Source organism: Eggerthella sinensis (assembly GCF_003339815.1).
Classification (GTDB): Bacteria; Actinomycetota; Coriobacteriia; order Coriobacteriales; family Eggerthellaceae; genus Eggerthella; species Eggerthella sinensis.
This window is the reverse complement of the sequence record NZ_PPTT01000007.1, coordinates 68,427-85,408: the sequence shown is the minus strand read 5'-3', so window position 1 is coordinate 85,408 and position 16,982 is coordinate 68,427. Positions and strand designations below refer to the sequence as shown.

Annotated in this window: 13 protein-coding genes and 1 tRNA gene; 3 read left to right on the top strand and 11 right to left on the bottom strand. The window is 66.1% G+C overall.

Annotation, left to right across the window (positions count from 1 at the left end):
* Positions 1-2 precede the first annotated feature (2 nt).
* Both C1876_RS05760 and C1876_RS05755 read right to left on the bottom strand, forming a co-directional pair.
* The gene (locus C1876_RS05760; RefSeq protein ID WP_148044504.1) at positions 3-1,343 is read right to left on the bottom strand and encodes a hypothetical protein; all 1,341 of its coding nucleotides are present in this window, start codon (positions 1,341-1,343) and stop codon (positions 3-5) included.
* Between the two features lie 100 nt (positions 1,344-1,443).
* The gene (locus C1876_RS05755; protein ID WP_211309508.1) at positions 1,444-3,648 is read right to left on the bottom strand and encodes an InlB B-repeat-containing protein; all 2,205 of its coding nucleotides are present in this window, start codon (positions 3,646-3,648) and stop codon (positions 1,444-1,446) included.
* A gap of 285 nt (positions 3,649-3,933) precedes the next feature.
* Here C1876_RS05755 and C1876_RS05750 point away from each other — a divergent pair, with 285 nt between their 5' ends.
* A complete protein-coding gene (locus C1876_RS05750; protein WP_148044505.1) occupies positions 3,934-5,412 on the top strand; it encodes a helix-turn-helix transcriptional regulator in 1,479 nt (492 codons plus the stop codon).
* On the opposite strand, the gene C1876_RS05745 is transcribed toward C1876_RS05750, so the two are convergent.
* The 3 genes from C1876_RS05745 to C1876_RS05735 all read right to left on the bottom strand — a co-directional run bounded on the left by C1876_RS05745 (position 5,407) and on the right by C1876_RS05735 (position 7,958).
* The gene (locus C1876_RS05745; protein WP_114545760.1) at positions 5,407-5,613 is read right to left on the bottom strand and encodes a heavy-metal-associated domain-containing protein; all 207 of its coding nucleotides are present in this window, start codon (positions 5,611-5,613) and stop codon (positions 5,407-5,409) included. The genes C1876_RS05750 and C1876_RS05745 overlap by 6 nt on opposite strands.
* Before the next feature lie 62 nt (positions 5,614-5,675).
* Positions 5,676-6,518, bottom strand: coding sequence for a ModD protein (gene modD / locus C1876_RS05740; protein WP_114545759.1), 843 nt, complete (start codon positions 6,516-6,518; stop codon positions 5,676-5,678).
* 138 nt (positions 6,519-6,656) lie between these two features.
* Positions 6,657-7,958 (bottom strand): amidohydrolase family protein, encoded by a 1,302-nt coding sequence (locus tag C1876_RS05735; protein ID WP_114545804.1) that lies wholly within the window; start codon positions 7,956-7,958, stop codon positions 6,657-6,659.
* Between the two features lie 142 nt (positions 7,959-8,100).
* Between C1876_RS05735 and C1876_RS05730 the strand changes: the two genes are divergently transcribed.
* On the top strand, positions 8,101-8,952 hold the full coding sequence (locus tag C1876_RS05730) for an Mrp/NBP35 family ATP-binding protein (RefSeq protein ID WP_114545758.1): 852 nt from the start codon (positions 8,101-8,103) through the stop codon (positions 8,950-8,952).
* Positions 8,953-9,134: 182 nt separating this feature from the next.
* Here C1876_RS05730 and C1876_RS05725 read toward each other — a convergent pair whose 3' ends face one another.
* Both C1876_RS05725 and C1876_RS05720 read right to left on the bottom strand, forming a co-directional pair.
* Entirely contained in the window at positions 9,135-9,614 is a 480-nt protein-coding gene (locus C1876_RS05725) for a hypothetical protein (protein ID WP_148044506.1), read from the bottom strand.
* Between the two features lie 86 nt (positions 9,615-9,700).
* Positions 9,701-9,776 (bottom strand) — tRNA-Ala (locus tag C1876_RS05720).
* A gap of 348 nt (positions 9,777-10,124) precedes the next feature.
* On the opposite strand from C1876_RS05720, the gene C1876_RS05715 reads away from it, so the two are divergent.
* Positions 10,125-13,025: an EAL domain-containing protein gene (locus C1876_RS05715; RefSeq protein ID WP_244910054.1), complete on the top strand. Its 2,901-nt coding sequence runs from the start codon at positions 10,125-10,127 to the stop codon at positions 13,023-13,025.
* Positions 13,026-13,104: 79 nt separating this feature from the next.
* Here C1876_RS05715 and C1876_RS05710 read toward each other — a convergent pair whose 3' ends face one another.
* The 4 genes from C1876_RS05710 to C1876_RS05695 form a co-directional block, all read right to left on the bottom strand.
* Positions 13,105-13,401, bottom strand: coding sequence for a CDP-alcohol phosphatidyltransferase (locus C1876_RS05710; RefSeq protein ID WP_114545756.1), 297 nt, complete (start codon positions 13,399-13,401; stop codon positions 13,105-13,107).
* A gap of 82 nt (positions 13,402-13,483) precedes the next feature.
* Positions 13,484-14,386 (bottom strand): homocysteine S-methyltransferase family protein, encoded by a 903-nt coding sequence (locus C1876_RS05705; protein ID WP_158544630.1) that lies wholly within the window; start codon positions 14,384-14,386, stop codon positions 13,484-13,486.
* A 93-nt stretch (positions 14,387-14,479) separates the two neighbouring features.
* Positions 14,480-15,316, bottom strand: coding sequence for a TspO-related membrane protein (locus tag C1876_RS05700; RefSeq protein ID WP_114545754.1), 837 nt, complete (start codon positions 15,314-15,316; stop codon positions 14,480-14,482).
* 136 nt (positions 15,317-15,452) lie between these two features.
* Positions 15,453-16,706, bottom strand: a complete 1,254-nt coding sequence (locus C1876_RS05695) for a U32 family peptidase (protein WP_114545753.1) — start codon at positions 16,704-16,706, stop codon at positions 15,453-15,455.
* Positions 16,707-16,982 lie beyond the last annotated feature (276 nt).

The following is a 16,982-nucleotide window of genomic DNA, read 5'->3' as shown; positions in this document are numbered from 1 at the left end:
CCCTACTCGTCCTTTCCATCCGACGCGTCGGCGGTCTCAGCCTTCTTCTTGCGACGCATCATCACCACCACGACAACCGCCGCAGCCACCGCAGCTGCGGCCACCACGCCGCCCGCAACGTACACGAAGGGAGGAACCGCGTTCGCATTCGCGGTATCGCAGCACGAGGGCATCGTCTCCGCCGCGGCCGCCGGAGCGGGGTCGCAGCAGCTGCCGCCCTGCTGCATGGACGGCGTGCCGCCCGTGACCACCGTTTTCGCCTCGGTGGTCAGATCGCGCGACGACACCACGTACGTCTTGCCCTGCTGCGCGGTGAACACGGCGTAGCCGCCCGACACCGACGCGGGGGCCTCTTCCTTCACGAACGCCTTCGCCGCATCGTCGTACGAGAACAGCGCCACGGCGTCTCCGTCGTTCAGCGCGCCTTCGGCCAAGGCGTACACCGTTGCCGGCGCGAACAGGTCGCCCTTCTGCGCGAAGTCGACCACCACGAAGTTCGACACGCCGGTAAGCGGCTGGTTCAGCGTCCCCTGCGCCTCCGTGGTCACGTCCAGACGCACGTCGAACGACGACGCGGGCGGCGCGTCGTACGTCGTGCCGTTGAACGTGAGCGAGTAGGCGGGGTGGTAGTACGTGTCGCCCTGCCAGAAGATAACGTCGCCGTCGACGCCGGCCATCTGCGCGAGGCGACCGGTCACGTCGCAGGCGTCGCCGATGCGCACGTTGTGCACGGGACGGCCCATGACGGTCTTCTCCACCACGTCGGCCTTGTCCGCCTGCTGCGCAGCCGCCGTCTCGGGCACGTCGACGAATTCCGCAGAGCCTGCCGCAGCGCCGTCAGCCTTGCCCGACACCGTCACCTTGAGCGTCGCTTCGGCATCCGTGAACTGGCGCAGCGAGGCGCGCACCGTGATGGTGGCCTCGCCCTCGGACTTGCCGTACACGGTGAGCGCGCCGCCAACGCATGTGGCCACCGCCACGCTCGCGTTGCTCGATGCGGCAACGGCCGTGGGATAGTAGGTGGTGTAGTCGGAGCCCGAGCACTGGCACTGCCCGTTCTCGTCCGCGCACGACGCCGAGCATCCCTGCGGGCACTTCGGCATGCCGCAGCCTTCCGTCTGATCATCCGATGCCGGCGTGATGGAAACGGTTGCGCTCGCCGTCGCCCCCGCCTGCACCTCGACCGCCGTGGTTCCCAAAGCAACCGACACGCTTCCACGGTTGTAGTACGCGAACGCCTGCGTCGGCAGCATGCAAAGCGCCAACGCGAGCGCGAGCAGCACCCCGAACAGGGCGCCGCTCGCCGTGGAGCCCGCCTTCATGACAGCTGGTTTTGAAACCACGTGAATCCCCCTTGGTAGATAGTCCATCAACTCCAAGGAGGCGGGGCCGTTGAACGCCCCGCCTCCGTCATACTCGGTCGTGCCCAGGCACGCTCACCGTTTAACGCTGAGCGTTCTTCCTGCGCATCATGATCAGGCACGCCGCCGCAAGCAGAATGCCCGCGCCCGCGAGACCGGCGATGGGAGCAACCGGAATGCCGTCGCCCGTCTTCGTCAACGTCTTCGCGGCGGTAGGCGTTGCCGCCGCCTGCGTCGTGTCGTCGTTCACCATCACGACGAACTCGGAGAAGTTCTTGACGCCCGTGATGGTGAGCATGCCGTCGACCACCTTCTGGCCGTCGGCGCTGCGCTGCTCGGTCACCGTGCCATCGGCATTCTTATGCAGATGGATGACGGTGCCCGGCTTGCCGTTGTACTGAGCGCCCACCGGGAAGGAGATGCTCAGGCCGTCGGCCCCCAGATCGGTGATCACCGCGCCGTTCGCATCCTGCAACGTCACGTCGAACACCTTGGTGAGCAGATTGTTCGCGGGAGCGTAGGTCTTCTTGAGCTCCTTGTAGCGATCGCTCGTGGTGGCAAGCTCGCTCACCTTCAGCTGAGCGTCCTTCGCGGCACCGTCCGTGCCGAGCACCGTGCCGGATGCCGTCACGCCCGTGGCAGCATCGGTCTTGGTACCCGCCGTGGGCTGCTCGGGCTCAGGATCGGTTCCACCCTGCGAACCGTTCTCGATCCACTTCGCGTACAGCGTCACGTTCGTGTCGCCGTCCTCGGCAACGTCGGCCGAAACAGGGCTCGAGAAATCGAACTCGTGACCGGCGGTGCACGCCTCGTCGGTGTACCAACCGCCGAAGGTGTATCCCTCGCGCGTCGGGTTCTCGGGCTGCGATACGGTGTTCGTGCGCTGCACGCCCGCCTCGTGCGTATCCTTCACGATGTCGATGCCCATCGCCCAATACACCGAGTTCATGGTGGTGTTCTCATCTTCCGGCAGAATGGTCATGAGGTTGCCGTTCACGTTCTGCGATGCAACGCTCGTGCCGTCGCCCGTATCGAAGGACACCGTCATGGGGTCGCCCACCATGCGCAGGCCGAAGATGAAGCGGTACATGTTCTCCTTGCCCACGAGCTTGTCAATGTTCACGCTCGAAGCGGTAGGAGCGGAGGTGATCGAGGCGATGTTCTCGCTGTCGAGCATGGTCTCCTGATACCCCGTCGAAAGCATGGCATCGATCGTGGTGCCCGCCTTCACCGTGGCTTCAGCGGCCGCACGCCTGAACGCCGTGTTCTCGGGGGCGTCGGAGGCCTCCTGGGAAGCGGCATCGATGAACGCCTGCTTCACCGCGGCATCGGTGTACACGGAATCGAGGAAGTAGCGCTCGCAGAACAGCTCCTCGTAATCCCACACCTTGTTCCAACGGCTGTAGTAGTCCGGCGGCGTACCGTCAGTCACGCGGAACTTCACGGAGTCGCCCGCGCCCACCTCGGTGCTCAGCTGCGAGACGAGGCTGGAAAGGGATACGCCGTAGCCGGAGAACGTACGCACGCCGGTATGGCCGCACGAAGAGCTGCCGTTCTGGAACACGAGCCCGTCCTGCATGGCCTGCGCATCGAACGTCTTGGCTTCGAGCACCTTCCCGTTCTCGTCGAGCACGCGCAAAACGAACGAACCGTCGGCAACATGCTGCGTGTAGGCTTCGATCGTCTTCTGCACATCGGCGTAGCCCTCAGCCGAGACCGTCACCTGATAGGTGCGGATCAGCTTGTTCGGGTTCGTCGCGTCAACCTTCACGGAGCCGTCGGAAGCATCCGTCGTGAAAACGGGCTTCTCGGACGTGCGCGTGAAGTCGATGGAGTAATAGGTGCTGCCCCGCCATTCGTAGGAGTCGTACGCGTACTGGCTCTTGTCGAGCGATTCGGGAGTACCCGCAACCCCGTCCTTGACCACGGCCACCTTCACGCCGGTAATCTTATCGCCCCATCCCTCCGGAACGCTCTCGAGGTCGAGCGACACCGTTGACGAGCTCGAGGAAGCGCGAAGGCTGATCGAGTCATCCGAAATGGTCGGACCGGCCGGCAGCGTGTCGGCCACCGGAGCCGCAGCGGAACGGACGTCGCCCTCGTTGGTCGCCTCGGGCTCGGGCGTTGTCGCAACCTCTTCCGCCTCGGGCGCGACAGCCGTTTCGTCAACGACGCCGTCGGTTGCCTCGTTGTCCACCGGCACCGTGATCTCGCTGTCGGTTCCTTCGGCGAATGCCTTGGCGGAGGGTGAGAACGTCGGCAGCATGAGGCCGCAGCACAGCAGCACCGCTACTGCAATGCGGAACGCTGACGCCTTGAAATCCCTATGAATGAGATGAGCACCCCCCCCCTCGGCAAATCGTGGCCTGCTTTGCAATGATTCATCCCGTGCTCCTTTCCTATCGACTAATCGGCATGGGAGCGCACGCCGCAAACGCGCCCTCGGGAAGAATAATAGTTGGAAGAGTATAGTTCGTGCCCTGTACTTTAGGTACAGGTTTTGAATTATTCGGGCAAAAGGATAATATTGTCGCTCATGCAATGAACGCACGTGTGGAAGGGGAGCTATACTGTGCCCGTGCGTACGACGATACTGACATTCCTCGGGTTTTCCGGTCTGCTCGCTTGGCTTCAAACCAGCGAGCAGTTGTGTCTTGCCCGCGATGCGACCGTGCACAACGGCAGCTTCGCCGCCGGGGCAACCTTCGTCGTGGCGCTGCTGCTGTACGGGTTGTTCAACCGCCTCGTCGCGTTCGAGCCGCACGCGCGCTTCATCGCCGGGACGTCCGTTGCCGCGGCCGCGTTCGGCATCGGGTACGCCTTCGGCGGCAGCGACGGCGTGCGCCTGCTGTGCTTCTGCCTGCAAACGGCGTGCTGCGCCGTGCTCGTCGTGTCGTGGGGCGAGCGCCTCACGCTCTTCGCCTACCGCACGCTCGTCCCCCTCGCGTGCGCCGCCGGCGCGTGCGCGAGCCTCGTGCTCCTGACGTGTCTGTTCGCGCCCGCACCGGTCGTCCTGCTCGTGCAGGCGGCGCTGCCGGCGTGCGCGGGGCTCTGCCTGCTCGCCTCCGCACAGCACGATGCGGCCGACGTGCGCACCGCGAACAGCGGGCCGCTCACATTCGGGCCCATCGAGATGGCAGCGCTGCGCGCCACGCCGTGGATGCTCATCACGGTGATCAGCGCGTGCACGTTCGCGGCGGGACTCTTCGGAGGGCTCGCCACGAACCCCTACCTCGCCAACTCGCATGTGGTGACGTCGAACATGCTCGTCACCACGCTCGGCGGGCTCGCGCTTGCGGGCGGAAGCGGCTGGGCGTTCTTCCGGTGGCGCTCGGCGCACGATGACGAAGATGCAACCGCCCCGTCCGCCGACAACGCCGAGACGCACCGGGCGGCGCAGTTCTTGCACGTGAGCTCAAGCGCCGCGTTCATCCTGCTGATCGCCGGACTGCTGCTGTTCTCGACGAAGCTGCCGGGCACCATGACTACGGCGCTCGGACTCGTGCTCGGCGCGAAGAACTGCCTCGTCGTGCTCTGCTGGATTCTGTTCTCCCGCGCCATCGCGGATGCGAAGCTGCCGTTCGTCCCCTGCTTCGCCCTGTTGGTATTGGGAAGCGGCACGCTGTACGCGGCGTTTCTGGGAGCGTGGGTGAACAAGAGCCTGGCCATCGGATTCGATGCGCTCACCAGCACGGCGACGGTGCTCATCGCGCTCATCGCCGTGCTCGTCATTCTGTACATGGCCGCCCGCGTGCGACAGATGAGCGCCCTGCAACGAATGCAGGCGGAAGCCGCCCCCGCCGAACCGCTGACGCTCGAGGACATCCGCAACGCCCTCAAGGCGCATCAGCAGCACATGATGGAGCCCTACGGCCTCACCGAACGCGAACAGCAGATCGTGACGATGATCATCGACGGCCAGACGATGGGCGGCATTGCGGAAGAGCTGTTCATCACCGAGCGCACCGTGAAGTTCCACAGCAAGAACGCCTACGACAAGCTCGGCGTGCACAGCAAGAAAGAGCTCATGCAGATGTTCGCGGACCTATAGGACCTCGAATTCCTCGCCGATGATGGCGGCTTTTGCGGCGGCGAGCGTCTCGGGGGCACCGTCGTACGTCAGCTCCACCGTGTCGGCCTCGTGGTCGGCGGTCACCGATTCCACGCCGTCGAGCGCGCCCACGGCCTTCTCCACACGGGCCGTGCACTTCGGGCAGTGCATGCCCGTCACCTTCAGCGTCTCCTGGATCATGCTTCGTTCCTTCCTCTCGTGGTCATATCGTATATCGAACATATGTTTCACGTGAAACATCGCTATGCGCGGCGCATGCGCACGCTCATGTCGAGGGGCTTCGCGGCGAAGGGCGCCGTCGTGGCCAGGCCGTCCACGCCCGTCGCAGCGTACGCGCCCGCGTTCTGCGGGTTCACGCCGCCGGCAGCGATGAGCGTGAGGTGCGGGTCGATCTCCCGCAGCTTGCGCACGAGCGGCGCCAGCTCGTCGACCGGTACCTTGTCCACCTGAATGCCGTCCACCCCGGCGCGCGCGAGCACGCGGGCGCGCTCGGCATCGGCTTCCACGAACAGCTTCTTCTCGATGCAGCGCGCCTTGACGGCGGGCAGCTGCTCGACGAACGCGTCGAAGCCGCCGAAGAACGTGAGGTGATGGTCGAACACGAGCACCGTCTCGGACAGCCCCAACCGGTGCGGGAACGCGCCTCCGGCCATGACGGCCTCGGTGAGCAGGTCCTTCGCGCCGGGCATGCTCTTGCGCGTGGTCAGCACCTCGCAGCGCGGGTTCACCGCATGCGCGGCGTCCACCATCGCGCGCGTTTTCGTGGCCACGGCCGACAGGTGGTCGAACACGTTGAGACACACCTTCCAAGCTGCATGCAGATCGCCCGAGCGGCCTGCCACGCGGAAGAACGTCTCCCCCGCCTCCACGCGCTCGCCGTCGCAACGCGCCTCCACCACGTCGCAGCCCAGCTTGCCCATGATGCGCGCCGCCACGGCGGTGCCGGCCAGCACGCAGCCCTCGCGCGTGAAGTAGTCCATCTGCCCCGGCTCGTCGCCGATGCCCAGCACCGCGCACGTCAAGTCGACGTACGGGACGTCTTCGCCAATGAACTCGTCGATACGCGCATCGGATATCCTCAGCATGCCGCTCCCTCTTCCCTGTTCCGCTGTCCCGCCGGAGGCCAGCCCCTCATTATTGCCATCCAAGAATAGACCGAAACGCACGAAGAGGGAAGCTGTACTTTCGGTACAGCCTCCCTCTTCGTCAGGATACCGGAGCTGCTACAGCTCGCCGATGATGCGCTTGGTGCGGGCGTCCACCTCGGCTTTGGCGCGCTCGACGTCGAGCGTCGGGTAGGAGCCGTCGCGGTACACCACGCGCCCGTCGCACATGGTGAGGCACACGTCCGCGCCGTGACCCGCGTACACGACGTTCACCAGCGGGTTCGTCATGGGCGCCCACGAGGGGCCCGACGTGTCCACCACGCACAGGTCGGCCTTCGCGCCCACGGCCACGTACCCGCAGTCTGCGCGGCCCTGCGACAGCGCGCCCATGCGGGTGGCCGCGGCCAGCGCCTGCTTCGGCGTGACCACGGCGGGGTCGTGCGTGGCGCCCTTGTACAGCAGCGCCAGCAGGTAGAGGTCCTGCATCATGTCGTGGTTGTTGTTCGACGCCATACCGTCGGTGCCCAGACACACGTTCACGCCGCGCTCGAGCATCTTGGGGATGGGCGCGAAGCCGCTGCCCAGCTTCATGTTGGACGCGGGGTTCGCGGCCACGAACACGCCGCGACGGACCAGCACGTCGATGTCCTCGTCGTCCACCCACACGCAGTGCGCCGCCGTCACGGGCACGTCGAGCACGCCGAGGCTCTCGAAGTAGCGGATGGGCGTGAGGCCGTCGTGGCGCTGCTTGCATTCCTCGTGCTCGAGCGCGGTCTCGGAGGCATGGAGCTGGATGCGCAGGCCGTTCGCCTTCGCGTAGGCGGCCATGTCGGCCACGGCGCGCGGGTTCGACGTGTACTCGGCGTGGATGTTGCAGTCCACGACGATGCGCCCGTCGGCAGCGCCGTGCAGCTCGCTCACCAGGCGATCATCCTGCGCGCGCAGCGGTAGCTCGTCCAGCCCCACGTCACCGAACGCGATGAGCGTGTCGCTCACGTTCATCTTGAGGCCCGCGTCGATGGCCGCGCGGGCGCCCTCCTGCATGTGGTAGTACATATCGGAGAAGCTCACCACGCCGTAGCGCGCCATCTCGGCGCACGACAGCAGCGTGCCCCAGTAGCAATCCTCGGGCGTGATCTTCGCCTCGAAAGGAAATACCCGGTCGTTGAGCCACGACTGCAGCGGCAGGTTCTCGGCGTACCCGCGCAGCAGCGTCATGGGCGCATGCGCGTGCGCGTTGTAGAACGCGGGCATGAGCAGTTTGCCGCGCCCGTCGTACACCTCGCCGTACGCCGCGGCGTCCGCGCCCTCCGGCGCCGCGTCGCCGAGGTAGGCGATGCGGCCATCGGACACGCCCACCCATTGATGGGTGCGGTAGTCAAGATTTTCGTCAAGCAGGTCGATATCCGCGAACAGCATGCGCATCTCCATCCCCTCCGCACGCTTGTCCGCCTGCGGATCGATTCCTTCTAGCCAAGTATAAAGCTTATGCTATCATCCCGATAAGACGAGTGGCGCGTCCGCCGCGGGGCGGACGCTGAAAACCCAGAAAGAAGGAATCATGGCAGAAGAATGCACGCACGAGTGCAGCAGCTGCGGCGAGTCCGGCTGCGGTGACCGCACCGCGCAGGGCCCGACCACCATCGACACCAACTCGCGTTCGAACATCAAGCACGTCATCGGCGTGGTGTCGGGCAAGGGCGGCGTGGGCAAGTCCCTCGTGACCAGCCTGCTGGCCAGCGAGATGCAGAAGCGCGGCAAGAAGGTGGCCATCCTCGACGCCGACGTCACCGGCCCGTCCATCCCCAAGACGTTCGGCATCACGAACCCGCTGACCGCCGACGCCGACGGCATCCTACCCGCGCAGACGCAAAGCGGCATCAAGGTGATGTCCACCAACCTCATGCTGCCGAAGGACGACATCCCCGTGGCCTGGCGCGGGCCCGTGGTGTCCAACGCCATCAAGCAGTTCTACAGCGAGACGAACTGGGGCGAGATCGACTACATGTTCGTCGACATGCCTCCGGGAACCTCCGACGTGCTGCTCACCGTGTTCCAGTCGCTGCCCATCGACGGCATCGTCACCGTGTCGGCGCCGCAGGAGCTCGTGGCCATGATCGTGGGCAAGGCCGTGAACCTCGCGCACGACATGGACGTCGCGCTTCTGGGCCTCGTGGAGAACATGGCCTACTTCAAGTGCGAGGACTGCGGCAAAGAGCATCACATCTTCGGCGAGCCCCAGGGCGCGGCCGTGGCCGAGCGCTACCGCATCCCCGCCTACGCCACGCTGCCCATCGACCCGAGCTTCGCGCGCCTGTGCGACGCCGGCAAGGTGGAGGACTACGACGTGGCCGGCGCGCTCGACCCCATCGTAGCGCAGATCGAAGCCGTGGACGACAAGCAGGCCGAATAGGCCGCCCGGCACCGCACATGCAAAGGCCCCCGATGCGTCGGGGGCCTTTTTGCGTGACGGAAGCGCGCCCCCACGTTTTGCGCGGCGGATTGCGTTTCCCCTGGTCGGAGATTTCGCCGCCGCGCAAAACGTGGGGGTGCGGGTTCGCAGATGTACCATAGCCGCCGTCATTTGGCCATATGTTACGGATGGACGTCGAAATACCCCGTCAGGCCGCGCACTTGCCAGGCGCATACGGCCAGCGCGATCACGAACAGGCCGCTCACGAGCGACGTGAGGTCGAGCGATCCCGTGGACACGCTGCTGGCAAGCGCCCAGGCCGTCAGCATGGCGTCGATGAACGTGATCCAGAAGAACAGCGTGATCTTGCACGGGTTCTTCGCGCCGCGGATGCCCAACAGCCCGATGACCAGGTTGAGGCACGCCCCCACCATGGCCATGGCGCCCACGACGGGCTCGGCCAGCACGGACGGCTCGACGCCCAGCACCGAGCGGCCGAACAGGTAGCCGCCCCACAGCGCCGCGCCCAGCAGCAGCTCGGCGATGGCCCACACCACCACGAACAGGCACAGACGACGCAGCCACACCTGCCATGTCGTCATCGGCGCTCCAACGGCGCACACCTCCGGCGTCTCCTCGTGGCTGTTCGTTCCATCGGACATGGTGGTCACCTCGCTTGCAAGCATCGACGCGCGGCACGCGCAGAATACAAAACGAGCCGGATCAAATGATCCGGCTCGAAAACATGTGGTGGAGCCTAGGGGGATCGAACCCCTGACCTCATGGCTGCCAGCCATGCGCTCTCCCAGCTGAGCTAAGGCCCCGAAAAAGTGCGAGACTTAGTATACCCGAAGCGGGAACACGGTCAAGCACTTTTTTGAAAAAAGTTATGCAGACGCTCAAGGTCGCACTCGACAGCCGGGCGAATCTCGACCCTTTTACTTGCCATCGCGCCACGTCACCGCACGAATAAGCACGGCATCGCGCATCGGATTCCCCTCCTGCGACCACCAAGAATATGGTAAGGTTGTACGCAGCTTGCGGCATGCAACTTTACGAGACGAATCCGTCGATCGGAGCGACCCATAGCACCGACAGAAACACCCAGCGCATCGCACCGTCGATCGCTCGCATCTGCTTGGGGATGCCTCATCGCGCTCGCATGCGCGCTGTTGCTGCTGAGCTTCGCCGCGCCGACTCCCGCATTCGCCGACGAATCCGCACCCTCCGAGAAGCGCGTCGTGCGCGTGGCGAGCTACGCCGACGGCGACTACATGTCCATCGACAAGAACGGCGAGCACACCGGCTACGAGGTTGACTACTTCAACGAGATCGCCCGCTACGCGAATTGGACGTACGAGTACGTCGACTATACCAGCTGGGCCGATGCCCAAGCGGCCCTCGAAGCCGGCGAGGTCGACGTCCTCTCCTTCGTCTACCGCACCGCCGAGCGCGAAGAGCGCATGCTGTTCTCGCAGGCCTCGCTCTGCGAGATATACACCACCATCAGCGTGCGCCCCGACGACACGCGGTTCGCCTTCGAAGACTTCGAGGCGTTTTCGGGCATGCGCGTGGGCATGGTTGCAGGCGGCGAAGACGCGGAGGCGTACCTCCGCTACAGCGAGGAAAACCATTTCGAAACCGAGAACGTGCTGTACGACACCACCGAGGACATGCTCGAGGCGCTTGCGAACGGCGAGCTCGACGCGGTGGCGAACACGCACCTCGGACGCAACTCGCAGTTCCGCACCATCGCCCAATTCTCGCCGCAGCCCCTGTACGTGGTCCTGCCGCTCGACCGCACGGAAATCGCCGCGGAGCTCGACGACGCCATGAACCGGCTCAAGCTGCGCGATCCCGAATTCCCCAGCCTGCTGTACGACCGCTACTTCGGCATCAACACCGATCAAGACCCCGTGTTCACCGAAGACGAGTACGCCTACCTCGCAACGGCCCCCACCCTGCGCGTGGTGTACGACTCCTTCCGCGCGCCCATCTCGAGCACCGATCCCGAAACCGGCGCCTTCTCCGGCGCGGTGGCATCGCTGTTCGAAGACATCACGCGCATCACCGGGCTGCAGTTCGAGTTCATCCCGGCCGACAGCCACGATGAGGCCGTCCGCTATGCCGAAAACGGTTACGCCGACATCATCTACGGCGTCGACCGCGATGCCGACCAGGAGTCGAGCGGCGAGCTGGTCACCACCGGGCCGTACCTGCGCGATCCCATGGCGCTCGTGGTGGGGTCGAATCCGTCGGGCGACCGCATCGCCCTCGCGCGCGGCCTCGTGTCGCTGAGCGATCTGGAACGCACGTCGCATGCAGAGGGCACCGTCACCTACTACGACACGCCGAAAGCCTGTCTCGACGCCCTCGTCAGTGGCGAGGCCGACGTGGCCTACCTTGACACGCACGTGGCGAACTACCTGCTCACCGAGTCGCAGTACACGTCGCTCAACGCCACAGTGGTCACGAATTTCTCGAACGACATGAGCATCGGCGTGTCGAGCAGCGTCGACCCGCGCCTCGCGAGCATCCTCGACCGTTGCGTGCAGTACACGGCCGACAGCAAGATAACCACCTGGCTGTCGCAAAGCGGCCTGAGCGTGCACTCCGCGAGCCCCGTCGACATCCTGCGGCAGTACCCCATCCAGATCATCGCCGGCGTCGTCATCCTGTTTGGCTGCATCCTGGCCGTCGCGCTGTACGTGGGCCGCGTGAAGCTGCGGGCCGCACGACGCATCGAGAAGTTCTCGTTCACCGACCCGCTCACCGGCGGCTGGAGCCTCGCGCGCTTCCGCTCCGAAGTGGGCGAGCAGCTGGCAAGCGCGCCGGACGGCGCGTACGCGGCCGTGTACCTGGACGTCAAGCGCTTCAAGAGCTTCAACGCCGCGTTCGGCTACGCCACCGGCGACCGGGTGCTGCTGGCGCTCAACGAGGTCATGGCGGGCATGGGGGCGAAGGACGAACGCTACGCGCACGTCATCGCCGACGAGTTCGTGCTGCTCATCCGCTGGGAAGGGTGGGACGTGTTCCTCGAGCGGTTCGAAGAGCTCGACCGCCGCTTCAACAACACCGACGTGCTGGTGGAGCTGTCGCATCGCCTCATGCTGCAGGCCGGCGTGTGCGTCATCGAACGCAGCGACGAGACGCCGCGCATCGACGCGCAGTCCATCATCGAGTTCGTGGACAGCGCCCGCTACGCCCGCGACAGCATCGGCGAGACCTCGCGCAGCGTCGCCGCGCAGTACTCGGCCGGCATGAAGGACCGCGACATCGCCGAGCGCGCACTCGTGGCCGTGGCGCACGACGCCCTCGATCGCGGCGAGTTCGTGGCGTTCTACCAGCCGAAGGTGGAAATCGCCACCAATCGCCTCATCGGCTTCGAGGCCCTCGCCCGCTGGCAATCGCCCGAGCGCGGACTCGTGCCGCCCGACGAGTTCATCCCGCTGTTCGAGCGCACCGGCCTCGTCATGGACCTCGATCTGCAAATCTTCCGCATGGCGTGCGCACGCATTCGCGAGCAGCTCGATGCCGGCGCCGACGCGCTGGTCATCGCGTGCAACTTCTCGCGCCTGCACCTCCAAAACGACGCGTTCCCCGAAACGCTGAAGGCTATCGTGGACGAGTACCGCGTGCCCATCGAGCTGCTGGAGCTCGAGCTGACGGAGAACATCGTCATGGAAGATCTCGAGCGCGCCGAGCGTTTGTGCCATCGCCTGAAGGATCTCGGTTTCCGCATCGCCATCGACGACTTCGGCAGCGGCTACTCGTCGCTTGGCACGCTGCAGAACCTGCCTATCGACGTGCTCAAGCTCGACCGCAGCTTCCTCATGAGCAGCGAGAGCGGCGAGCGCTGCAAGGCCATCCTCGACGGCGTGGTGTCCATCGCCGACCGGCTCGACGTGGATGTGGTGGTGGAGGGCGTGGAAACGCGCGATCAGGCATCCATGCTCGTGCGCATGGACAACCGCATCATCGCGCAGGGCTTCCTCTACTCGCGCCCCGTCCCGCGCGACGCGTCCGACCAGCAGTTCAACGCCGGCTCGCTCAAGCCGCACGAAGCATCCTGACGCCGTTTATCCGACGCCGGCTTGCAGTCTCGCAAAAGAGAAAGGGCGGTCGTTCGCACGACCGCCCTTGTTTTGTTGGCTACGCTTTCTCGGATGCGTAGAAGACCGCTTGATCGAAGACGTCGGCGATGGCCTTGCCGTCGATGAAGGGAAGCGTCAAGAACTCGCTCACCGTCGGCACCAGCTCGCTCGCGTCCACGTAGTGGCCCTTGTCGTTGAGCTTCGCCGTGTCCTGCGCGCGCCAGTAGCGATCGTTGACGTCGGTCAGGTAGTACGTTTCGCTGCCGATCTCCATGTACACGGAGTGCTTCGCGTGCAGATAGGTCGGCAGCTCGTCGAAGGATACGTCGAGCGCCTCCGCTGCTTTCGTTCCCATAACGGCCCCTTTCATCCGAAAAACACCTTGGCGTTATCATAGCAAGAAGTATCAGCGGATGCATCGGAAATAGCAGATTCGCTCAGCTCGTTTTGCCGACGGCGAGCGCGCTCAGGCGCTCGATATGCGCAGGGCCGGTGCCGCAGCAACCGCCCACCATGGTGGCCCCGGCCGCCATGAGCGGCTCCATGGCGCGGGCGAAGGCGTCGGGCCCCAGCTCGTACACGAGGCCGTCGGCCCCCTCGCGCGGCAACCCGGCGTTGGGCTGCACGAGCAGCGGACAGGCCACCCGACGCGCGGCGGCCCGCACTGCGTCCGCCATGAGATCGGGGCCGAACGAGCAGTTGAACCCCACCGCATGGGCGCCCAGCGAAGCGAGCGCCACCGCCGCCATCTCGGGCGGCGTGCCGAGGTACGTGCGCCCGTCTGCGGCCAGCGTCATGGTGACCAGCACGGGAAGGTCGCAGCGCTCGCGTGCGGCACGCAGGGCCGCCTGCGCCTCGCCCAGGTCGAGCATCGTCTCGATGAGCACGAGATCGCAACCGGCGGCGCGCACGGCGTCCACCTGCTCGGCGAACAGGTCGTACGCTTCCTCGTAGGCGAGCGGGCCCGCGGGATCGAAGAGCGCGCCAAGGGGGCCGATGTCGCCGGCGACGTAGCGGGCGCCCGCCTCGCGCGCGCAGGAGACGGCCGCGCGGTACACGTCGGCCACCGACGCGCGGCCTTCGAGGGCGCGCCGGTTCGCGCCGAAGGTGTTCGTGGTGGCCACGTCGGCGCCAGCGGCGACGTAGGCCGCATGGATTGCGGTGACGGCGGCAGGATGCGTGAGGTTGAGCAGTTCGAACGGCGCGTCGTCCCGCGCGAAGCCGCGCGCCATGAGCTGCGTGCCCATCGCGCCGTCGAACACGAGCGCGTCCTCGCCGCGCAAAGCACGCGCCAGATGCTCGTCGGTCACGATGCCCGGTATGTCGATGTCTTCAGCCATGCCGCCATTATACGCACCAAGCGGCCCGACGGGGCGCTCTGCCCTGCCAAGCCGCTTGGTTTCCGCCATACGGGAACGCGTGCGCGGAGTGCGCTAGCTGCGCACGAGCTTCCGTATCGAGCCGAGGGGCGCGAAGGTGACGATGGCGCCCACGACGCACAGCAGGAACACGATGGCCGCCGTGAACTCGGACGCCGCAGCCACGTTCACGCCGACGCCGACGAGCGCCCACAAGAACACGAGCTGGAACGCCATGTCGTCGTACACCTTCTTCATGACGTAGCCGAACGCCAGCACGCCCGCGGTGAGCAGGATGGTGAACAGCCCGTTGAAGAACGGGATGCCGCCGTCCAGCATGCGCGTGGCAAGGATGGTCAGGTTCGACAGCGTGGCGACGGTGACCCAGGCCGTGTAGATGGAGATGGGCACCCAGCCGGAGGGCGTCTTCGCCGTGCGGCGCACGTTGAGGTACAGCGCGCCCAGCACGAACCACATGGCCAGGATGACGATGAACGACACGCCGATCATCTCGAAGTGCCATAGCGCCAGCCACAGCACGTTCGTGACGCAGCTTGCGATGAACAGGACGGACGCGAACGAGAAGCGATCGGGACGCGTGGGAGCCGCGCGCGTGTAGGCCACGAGCCACACGATGAGCGCGATGTAGATGAGCGTCCAGATGGCGAACACGTAGCCGGCCGGCGTGAACCACGTGAACACGCCGTAAGCGACCGATGCCGACGTGTTCCCGCCCACCTGGCCGCCCTCTATGATGGCATTGCCGAGCAGCGTGACGGCGTAGACGATCCACATGGTGACCGTTTCGGCGGTCAGGTAACCGCCGCGTTCGAGCTTGCGGCCGGTGCGCGTGTTGCGGGCACGCTGCACGACGCCCGGCGCCGATGCGGCACGATACGCATGATTGGGCATGATGCACCTCGCTTTCTAAGGGGACGATGATACCGTTCCTTTTCGTAGGGTGCAGATCAGTGTACCGCCGTCATGCGGCGAGGCCGTTACGGCCGATTAGCAGTCCTTCATCGCTTTAGCGCAGATCAGATGCGCATCAGTCAACGTTGATGCGCATGCGCAGAAAATCGCCGGCCTCCACCGACTCGTCCGTTTCGAACGTGTAGCGCTCAGCCGAGCGGTTCGCCACCGCCGCGGGCACGCGGTCGGGCTGCACGCCGTCGTCGTCGGGAGCGGGGAGCCACGCGAGGTTGCGCACCGGCACGCGCCCGATGCGGGGCCGCGGCGACAGCGCTTCGAGCACGTCGCCTTCGCAGAAGCGGTTGTAGCAGCGGGCCACGATGCGGAAGGCGCCCTCGCCCGCCGGCTCGCACGACTCCACCGTGGCCGCATGCAGGCATTCCGTGGTGTAGCCGTCCACGTCGGGCGACTGCTGCGCGTCGCCGAAGTAGAAGCCGGTGTTGTAGGGACGATGCGAGACGGCCAGCAGCTCGTCGGCCACCTCGCGGGCCGGCATGCCGTCGAGCACGAGCCGATAGGCCCGCACCACCGAGGCCACGTAGAACGCCTTCTTGTTGCGGCCCTCGATCTTGAACGAGTCGATACCGGCCGCAGCCAGCTCGTCGAGGTGCGCCAGCAGGTTGAGGTCCTGCGCGTTCATGACGTAGGAGCCGCGCACGTCCTCCTCAACCGGGAAGAACTCGCCGGGACGCTGCTCCTCCACCAGCGCGTAGCTCCAGCGGCACGGCTGCGTGCAGTGGCCCTTGTTGCCGGAGCGGCCCGTGAGCGCCGCGCTGATCAGGCAGCGGCCCGACACAGCCATGCACATGGCACCGTGCACGAAGGCCTCGAGCTCCAGCTCGCGCGGGATGTCGGCGCGCATGCGGGCGATGTCCTCCACGCTCATCTCCCGCGCGCACACGATGCGGCTCGCCCCCAGCTCGTGCCACACGCGCGCGGCCTCGGCGTTGCACACGCTCGCCTGCGTGCTCACGTGCAGCTCCACCTGCGGCGCGTGCCGCTGCGCAAGGCGCAGCGCGCCCAGGTCGCTCACGATGAACGCGTCCGCGCCGGCCGCGGCAAGGGATTCCAGGTAGGCGGGAAGCGTTTGCAGGTCGTCGGCACCCATGAGCGCGTTGAGCGTCACGTACACCCGCGCGCCGGCCGCATGGGCGTGCGCCACCGCTGCGGGCACCTCGTCGAGTGCGAAGTTCGCGGCGCGCTGCCGCAGCCCGAAGCGGTCGGCCGCCAGGTACACGGCGTCCGCGCCGAAGCGCACCGCCGCCTCCAGCTGCGCCCGCCCGCCGGCCGGCGCAAGAAGCTCAGGAGTTGTCGTCAGTGAAGTTTGCATGCGCCGTATTGTAACGCACGAGCCCGCCCTCGCCAGCGACAAGCCCCACCCGTCTTGGCGCGAGTCTGCCCATCCTTGGCGCGAGTCCGCCCTTCCCCTGGCGCGGGGTGGGACATGCGGGCGATTGCGCGCGTGCCGCGCCGGTTCGCGATGGACGCGGCATGCGATCGGCGCGACGCAAGACGCCCGACCCCAAAGCAACACGCCGCGCCAAAAGGGGACGACCGGCGTCGAACACCCGTCTTGGCAAGAGCTCGCCCATCCTTGGCGCGAGTC

What these genes read in the sequence shown, in the direction of transcription:
- C1876_RS05725 (WP_148044506.1), bottom strand. Translation starts at nt 9,614, where the DNA reads ATGTCCGATGGAACGAACAGCCACGAGGAGACGCCGGAGGTGTGCGCC.
- modD (WP_114545759.1), bottom strand. Translation starts at nt 6,518, where the DNA reads ATGCTGAGGATATCCGATGCGCGTATCGACGAGTTCATTGGCGAAGAC.
- C1876_RS05710 (WP_114545756.1), bottom strand. Translation starts at nt 13,401, where the DNA reads ATGGGAACGAAAGCAGCGGAGGCGCTCGACGTATCCTTCGACGAGCTG.
- C1876_RS05745 (WP_114545760.1), bottom strand. Translation starts at nt 5,613, where the DNA reads ATGATCCAGGAGACGCTGAAGGTGACGGGCATGCACTGCCCGAAGTGC.
- C1876_RS05735 (WP_114545804.1), bottom strand. Translation starts at nt 7,958, where the DNA reads ATGCTGTTCGCGGATATCGACCTGCTTGACGAAAATCTTGACTACCGC.
- C1876_RS05730 (WP_114545758.1), top strand. Translation starts at nt 8,101, where the DNA reads ATGGCAGAAGAATGCACGCACGAGTGCAGCAGCTGCGGCGAGTCCGGC.
- C1876_RS05695 (WP_114545753.1), bottom strand. Translation starts at nt 16,706, where the DNA reads ATGCAAACTTCACTGACGACAACTCCTGAGCTTCTTGCGCCGGCCGGC.
- C1876_RS05700 (WP_114545754.1), bottom strand. Translation starts at nt 15,316, where the DNA reads ATGCCCAATCATGCGTATCGTGCCGCATCGGCGCCGGGCGTCGTGCAG.
- C1876_RS05705 (WP_158544630.1), bottom strand. Translation starts at nt 14,386, where the DNA reads ATGGCTGAAGACATCGACATACCGGGCATCGTGACCGACGAGCATCTG.